Origin of the sequence: Acinetobacter sp. GFQ9D191M (assembly GCF_011174875.1) — a bacterium.
Lineage (GTDB): Bacteria > Pseudomonadota > Gammaproteobacteria > Pseudomonadales > Moraxellaceae > Acinetobacter.
In genome coordinates, this window is the sequence record NZ_JAALGV010000016.1 from 1 (window position 1) to 5,799 (window position 5,799).

The window sequence follows — 5,799 nt, forward strand, 5'->3', positions numbered from 1 at the left end:
TGAGGGAACCTAATGAGTTAGCAACTGAGCTGTGGAACCTCATTAGGTAAAATTAAGTGTAAACCTGCTAGTCTAGAGCCATTTTAATGTTGAAATATTATAATCACGTGGAGGAATTTTCACGCCTGCTGAGGCGAGATCCGATACCAGTTCAGCACGGAAAGTGTTGTAATCAACTTCTACAGCATGACGTTGTCCACCCTCGAATTTGTAGTGAGGATGATCCAGCTCATACTGAATAGCTGCTTTCATATCTTTTGGACGCTTATACTTACCTAATATTTCCTGACATGCGATACGTGCTTGAAAATCTGATAACGGCCAAATACATCCAATAGGTTGGAACAAGCCTATGAAATATAAATTGTCATAATCAGCATGCATCATCTTACGATAAAGCGGTACCTTCTCAGCATGCTGGAAATTAATAAAGTCAGGATCAAAGAATGGGAATACGGTCCAGAATCCTGTACAGCAACAAATAATGTCAAACTCTTGCTTGGTACCGTCCGTAAATTCAACTGTCTTTCCATCAATTTTTTTGATTGCAGGTTTTGGCTTAATCTTGCCATGGCGTACATAGTCAATTAAATCCGAGTTAACCGTTGGATGCTGGCTTAATACAGGTTTAGTCGTTGGAGGTAGTCCAAAACTTGCATAATCACCCGTAAGAATTTTTAAGGATTTGGTGAGTATGGTCTGACGTGCTTTAGGCCGTAAATTTTCTAACGCTTTTGCGACCATATCGCTTGGGAGACCCAGCAAAAATTTGGGTAAAAACCACTGTGGGCTGCGCATGGATAAATAAATATCTTTACTTACACGAGCAGCTTCTACAGCAACATCACAACCTGAATTACCTGCACCAATCACCAGAATTTTTTTATTACGCCACTCTTCATTCACACCTTTAAAATCATGTGAATGCATCCATTTGCCAGTGAACTCTCCTTCGTATTTTGGATATTTCGGCATCCAGTGATGACCATTACATACCATCAGATACTGATAAATTTTTTGATGTTTCTGCCCTTCTGCATCCGTGTAATCCACTTGCCATTGACCATCAGACGTGCGTTCAACATGGTCAACAGTATGGTTAAACTTTATTTGGTTATACACATTGAAGTTTTTACTATAGTTTTCAAAATACTGCTGTAATTGATCATGCCGTGGGTAATCTGGATAATGATCCGGCATCGGGTAGTCTTCATACTCTGAAAGTTTTTTAGAGCTGATGATATGGGTATTTTCATAAACAGAGGAATGGCCTGTTTTGGAATTAAATACCCAGTTACCACCAACTTTGTCATTTTTTTCAAATAGATCAAACGCTATATTATAATCTTTACAGTTTTTTGCTGCGGCAATGCCTGAAGGGCCTGCGCCAATAATGCAGACAGTTTTATTCATTTTCAGCTCCATGAAAATATTTTATTCAAAAATCCGTCACATGTCGGTTTTTAAAAAATATAGGGGAGTTTTTTTAATAAATCAATGAGGGGATGCAAGATGCTGATGAATGAAATAAAGATGCCTGTTCAGAAAAGAAGTATCGAACGTCTGGAAAAAGTGATTCAAACCACTATAGAACTTTTAGAAACCAAGACCTTAGCAGAATGCAATATCCAGGAAATTTCACAAATTTCAGGTGTACCAAGAAATCACATTTATCAGTATTTTCCTACGATAGATCATCTATTTAGCTTAATCGTAAATCGGTATTTCCAAAAACTTCAAAGTTACCTAACCCATAATGCTCAGATCTACAAGACGTGGTCAGTGCTGGATATCATTCAAGATGCCTTGAGTAACGCCTCTGCTTTTTATAACCAGAATAAGCCAGCCAGCATGCTGATTCTGGGTGGCCCGGTAAACATCGAAGGTTTTAGCCTGCAAGAAGCCGTGATCGAAGAGACATCCAAAGAGTTCGTCAAAATTTTTACCCAGAAAGAGAATCCGCTAACACTTAAAAAGCCAGATGACATTACCATTATGATTGAATTAATTTTTGCATTGATGAAGCATAGTTTTTATCGCAATGGTTATATTACTGAAGAATTACAACAAGAGGCTCTACTAATTTGTGAAGCTTATTTGGAGAAAAAGACCTATATTTAACTTAGACGTAATCGAAAAAGTTGAAGACTTTATTGAATATTTAAATACTAAATTTTCTCAGACTTTTATTTCACATAGTAAAAATATAAAGAGCTAGAAATTTTTCATTTTTAAGTCAAAAAAATATCGAATTCAAAAAGTTAGTGAACTAGAATAATTTAAATATTAAAACTATATAGGCATAGGCAAATTCATGATTTTATTAATGTTCAAATGATGTTTTGTAATGATTACCTACTTCAAATATCAACCCTTCTATTATTAAAGATATTTATAAGCTTTAATTTCCTCTTTATAAAAAGCTTTCCATAAAAGTTAATTTTGAAACTTCCTACAAAAATTAAAGCTAAAAATGAAATTAGAACCTTAGACAGACATTTCATTTTTAGCTTTATCGTTATTCATCAACTTAGATTATTGATTACTCTATCTACTGTGAATCCACTTCAAGTATTTGAAGATCATCTGCTGTTAGTTTTAATCCTAGCGCTTTACCAAAACTCTCAATCTGCTCAACTGTCGTTGCACTTGCAATCGGTGCTGTAATACCTTCTCGTGTTAACACCCAAGCCAAAGCAATATCAGCAAGTTTTGCATTATGACGTTCTGCCACTAAATCCAGTGCTTTTAAAATTCGCTCACCTCGTGGTGTAAAGTATTTACTTAAACTATCTGCACGTTTACTGCCCTTGATTTGATCTAAATCGCGGTATTTACCTGAAAGAAAACCACTAGCAAGACTGTAATAACTAACTACGCCAATTTCATGTTCAAGGCAAATTGGTTTGAGTTGTTCTTCAAATCCTTGACGATCATATAGATTATATTCGGGCTGTAGCACCTGATAATGAGGTACATTGATTTTTTTGGCTGCTTCAATCGATTGTTGAAGTTGTGTCGCATCTAGATTTGACGCGCCATAGGCACGAATTTTCCCTTGCTGTTTAAGCTGATCAAAAGCAGCCAAGGTTTCTTCATAAGGCGTATTATCATCTGGCCAATGAGCAAAATATAAATCGATATAATCGGTATTTAGACGTTTGAGAGAATCCTCTACCCCTTGCATGATCCAACGTTTAGACAACCCCTGATGTCCTGGAATACCCATATCCAAACCGACTTTGGTAAACAGAACGAGATCATCACGTTTGCTGGGTCTTTGTTTTAACCATTGACCAATAATCGTTTCTGATTCACCACCTTGGTTGCCTTCAGCCCAGATAGAATAAAAATCCGCTGTATCTATAGCATTGAAACCATGATCGAAAAATGCATCTAACACCTTAAAGCTTTGTTGCTGGTCAATGGTCCAGCCAAATACGTTACCACCAAAGACGATTGGTACAATCTCTAAACCTGTATTTCCCAAAGTACGCTTTGTCATTTTATATCCTCATCATGTAATAAAAATACATATCAACTTGCTGAATTTTAAAAATATATCGATAAGGTATAGCCTATATTGAATAGCCACCGATTTTGTAGACACCTTTTAGTTAGATATGGACTGCCACCACTCTCCTAGACAAATTTCGTCTATTCTTTTTGCATAGGAGAGAACATTATGAGTGGACAACGATACACCCCAGAATTTAAAGATGAAGCTGTTAAATTGATTACTGAACGTGGATATTCTGTCACCGATGTGGCAGAACGTTTAGGTGTATCACAGCACAGCATTTATAAATGGCTAAAGGCCGTACAGCCTTTACGCAACAACCCTGATGAACATGAACTACTCGAAGCAAAGAAAGAAATCCTTCGCCTTAAAAGTCAGCTCAAACAAACTGAAGAGGAACGGGATATTCTAAAAAAGGCCGCAAGGTACTTTGCAAGCCTGCCCGAGTAAAGTATCAGTTTATCCTGGAATACAACCATCAATTTAAGATTAAAACGATGTGTCGGGTTCTTAAGATTGCTCGTGCTGGCTACTATGCTTGGTTGCATGAACCCGAATCAGGCAGGACTATTGAAGATAAGCGGTTATTACAGCTCATCCGTTCTTCTTATGATGCCAGTTATGGCATCTACGGTTATCGTCGCATTACGCTGGATCTTAAAGAGCTAGGTGAAAGCTGTGGACCTAATCGTGTGCTGAAGATCATGAAGCACAATGGTATTGCCGCTGTTCGAGGATATAAGAAGCATAAAAGCTATGGTCGTGGTCGTCCTCAGATTGTGCCACCTAACCATTTAAATCGAGAATTTGTTGTAAACACACCGGATACCTCTTGGGTGACTGATATTACCTACATCCGCACCTGGCAAGGCTGGTTATATCTGGCTGTGGTTCTCGATTTATATTCGAGAAAAGTCATCGGTTGGTCAATGAAACCTACGCTTGCCAAGGATATCGTTTTGGATGCACTTTTAATGGCGGTATGGCGATGCAGACCCAATGAACCTGTGATCATACACTCAGACCAAGGCTCACAATACAGTAGCGGAGACTGGCAGAAATTCTGTCAGAAGCATAATTTAGTTCCGAGTATGAGTCGTCGTGGAAACTGTTGGGACAATGCTGTTGCTGAATCCTTTTTTAGCAGCTTGAAGAAGGAAAGAATTAAAAAGAGGATCTATAAAACACGAGAAATGGCTCGTGCAGATGTATTTGATTACATCGAGATGTTTTACAATCGAATCAGGCGTCATTCGCATCTCGATGGGATGAGTCCGGAAGCCTTTGAGGCAGCTTCAAAATGAGGCCGTCTCGTGTCTAGGATACTGGGAGCAGTCCAGTTTTTATTATTATATTATTAAACAATTATAAAAAAAGATTCTTTACCTAATTACTAGATCAAATTATTGAATTTCTGAATCTTCCAAATTTTTAGGTAAATTCAACCTAACTTTAAAGTTAGAAATTTCATGGTCATTTCCCCAATCACCATAGATTAGAGCTTTTACTTCTAATCCGGTAAACTTTGATAAATGATGATCCTTTAATAACTCTAAAAACTTTTCAGTATCCTCTTCACTCAGATAACCCACTTGAACATTATTTACAACCACCATGATTGCATTCACTTTATCAGGATCTATAATTAAAAGCGCACTAACGACTTTACTGACAGTATTTTCAATCTCCGGGCCAATGATCGTAATTAAAGGTCGCTGAAAATTGGTTGCACTTGAAACTTCATGTCTAAATTTGTTTTTAGTTAATTCTTTAAACTTTCCACTAGGCTTATACCTAGTATTCGGTCTTACCATTACTAGAACAGTTATAAAGATAATAATAATTAAAAGAAACAGCCCCATGACTAAGACTCTTTTATCAAGGAAATGAGATCATATATTTCTTGAGCCATATCAGTTTCTATTAAGATGTAATTGAACTATTAAAGTAGAGAATTTTTGACATGAATGGTATGTGAAAAACGTAGTAGTTCTTTGCTAATTTTAAAATAATAGAAATAAAAAGCCTGCCTTTTTCTGAATCCTTGTCATTATATTGACATCAAATCGTCATAGCACTGTCATTTGTTAGTGTTGATATAAGCCAATAAACTTAAGAAGATTAAATGAGGACAAAATATGGCAGGGTTATCCATCTGGCATGTACTAATTTTTGCAATTGTAGTGATCTTACTGTTTGGTACTTCTAAACTAAAAAATCTAGGAAAAGATGTAGGGGGTGCAATCAAGGACTTTAAGAAATCTGTCCGTGAAGAAGAA

General features: G+C 36.8%; 6 protein-coding genes. 3 read left to right on the forward strand and 3 right to left on the reverse strand.

Annotation, left to right across the window (positions count from 1 at the left end; all coding sequences use genetic code 11):
- Positions 1 to 72: 72 nt before the first annotated feature.
- On the reverse strand, positions 73 to 1,413 hold the full coding sequence (locus G5T77_RS02455; protein WP_205683252.1) for an NAD(P)-binding domain-containing protein: 1,341 nt from the start codon (positions 1,411 to 1,413) through the stop codon (positions 73 to 75).
- Between the two features lie 120 nt (positions 1,414 to 1,533).
- Here G5T77_RS02455 and G5T77_RS02460 point away from each other — a divergent pair, with 120 nt between their 5' ends.
- The gene (locus G5T77_RS02460; protein ID WP_166139635.1) at positions 1,534 to 2,121 is read left to right on the forward strand and encodes a TetR/AcrR family transcriptional regulator; all 588 of its coding nucleotides are present in this window, start codon (positions 1,534 to 1,536) and stop codon (positions 2,119 to 2,121) included.
- 430 nt (positions 2,122 to 2,551) lie between these two features.
- Here G5T77_RS02460 and G5T77_RS02465 read toward each other — a convergent pair whose 3' ends face one another.
- Positions 2,552 to 3,505 carry an aldo/keto reductase gene (locus G5T77_RS02465; protein WP_166139636.1) on the reverse strand — a complete coding sequence of 318 codons (954 nt, stop codon included), beginning with the start codon at positions 3,503 to 3,505 and terminating at the stop codon, positions 2,552 to 2,554.
- 180 nt (positions 3,506 to 3,685) lie between these two features.
- Between G5T77_RS02465 and G5T77_RS02470 the strand changes: the two genes are divergently transcribed.
- Positions 3,686 to 4,824, forward strand: a protein-coding gene (locus G5T77_RS02470) for an IS3 family transposase (RefSeq protein WP_166139637.1) whose coding sequence is annotated in 2 segments (ribosomal slippage) — positions 3,686 to 3,944 and positions 3,944 to 4,824 — 1,140 coding nt in all. Because the reading frame shifts where the segments join, the coding sequence is not laid out codon by codon here.
- A gap of 99 nt (positions 4,825 to 4,923) precedes the next feature.
- On the opposite strand, the gene G5T77_RS02475 is transcribed toward G5T77_RS02470, so the two are convergent.
- Positions 4,924 to 5,382 carry a hypothetical protein gene (locus G5T77_RS02475; protein ID WP_166236181.1) on the reverse strand — a complete coding sequence of 153 codons (459 nt, stop codon included), beginning with the start codon at positions 5,380 to 5,382 and terminating at the stop codon, positions 4,924 to 4,926.
- 276 nt (positions 5,383 to 5,658) lie between these two features.
- Between G5T77_RS02475 and G5T77_RS02480 the strand changes: the two genes are divergently transcribed.
- Positions 5,659 to 5,799 (forward strand): Sec-independent protein translocase subunit TatA (locus G5T77_RS02480; protein ID WP_166236183.1); only part of this gene is annotated, 141 nt, incomplete at its 3' end.

Excerpts from the sequence above, each read along its gene's own strand:
- G5T77_RS02455 (WP_205683252.1), bottom strand. The coding sequence starts at position 1,413 with ATGAATAAAACTGTCTGCATTATTGGCGCAGGCCCTTCAGGCATTGCC.
- G5T77_RS02460 (WP_166139635.1), top strand. The coding sequence starts at position 1,534 with ATGCCTGTTCAGAAAAGAAGTATCGAACGTCTGGAAAAAGTGATTCAA.
- G5T77_RS02465 (WP_166139636.1), bottom strand. The coding sequence starts at position 3,505 with ATGACAAAGCGTACTTTGGGAAATACAGGTTTAGAGATTGTACCAATC.
- G5T77_RS02475 (WP_166236181.1), bottom strand. The coding sequence starts at position 5,382 with ATGGGGCTGTTTCTTTTAATTATTATTATCTTTATAACTGTTCTAGTA.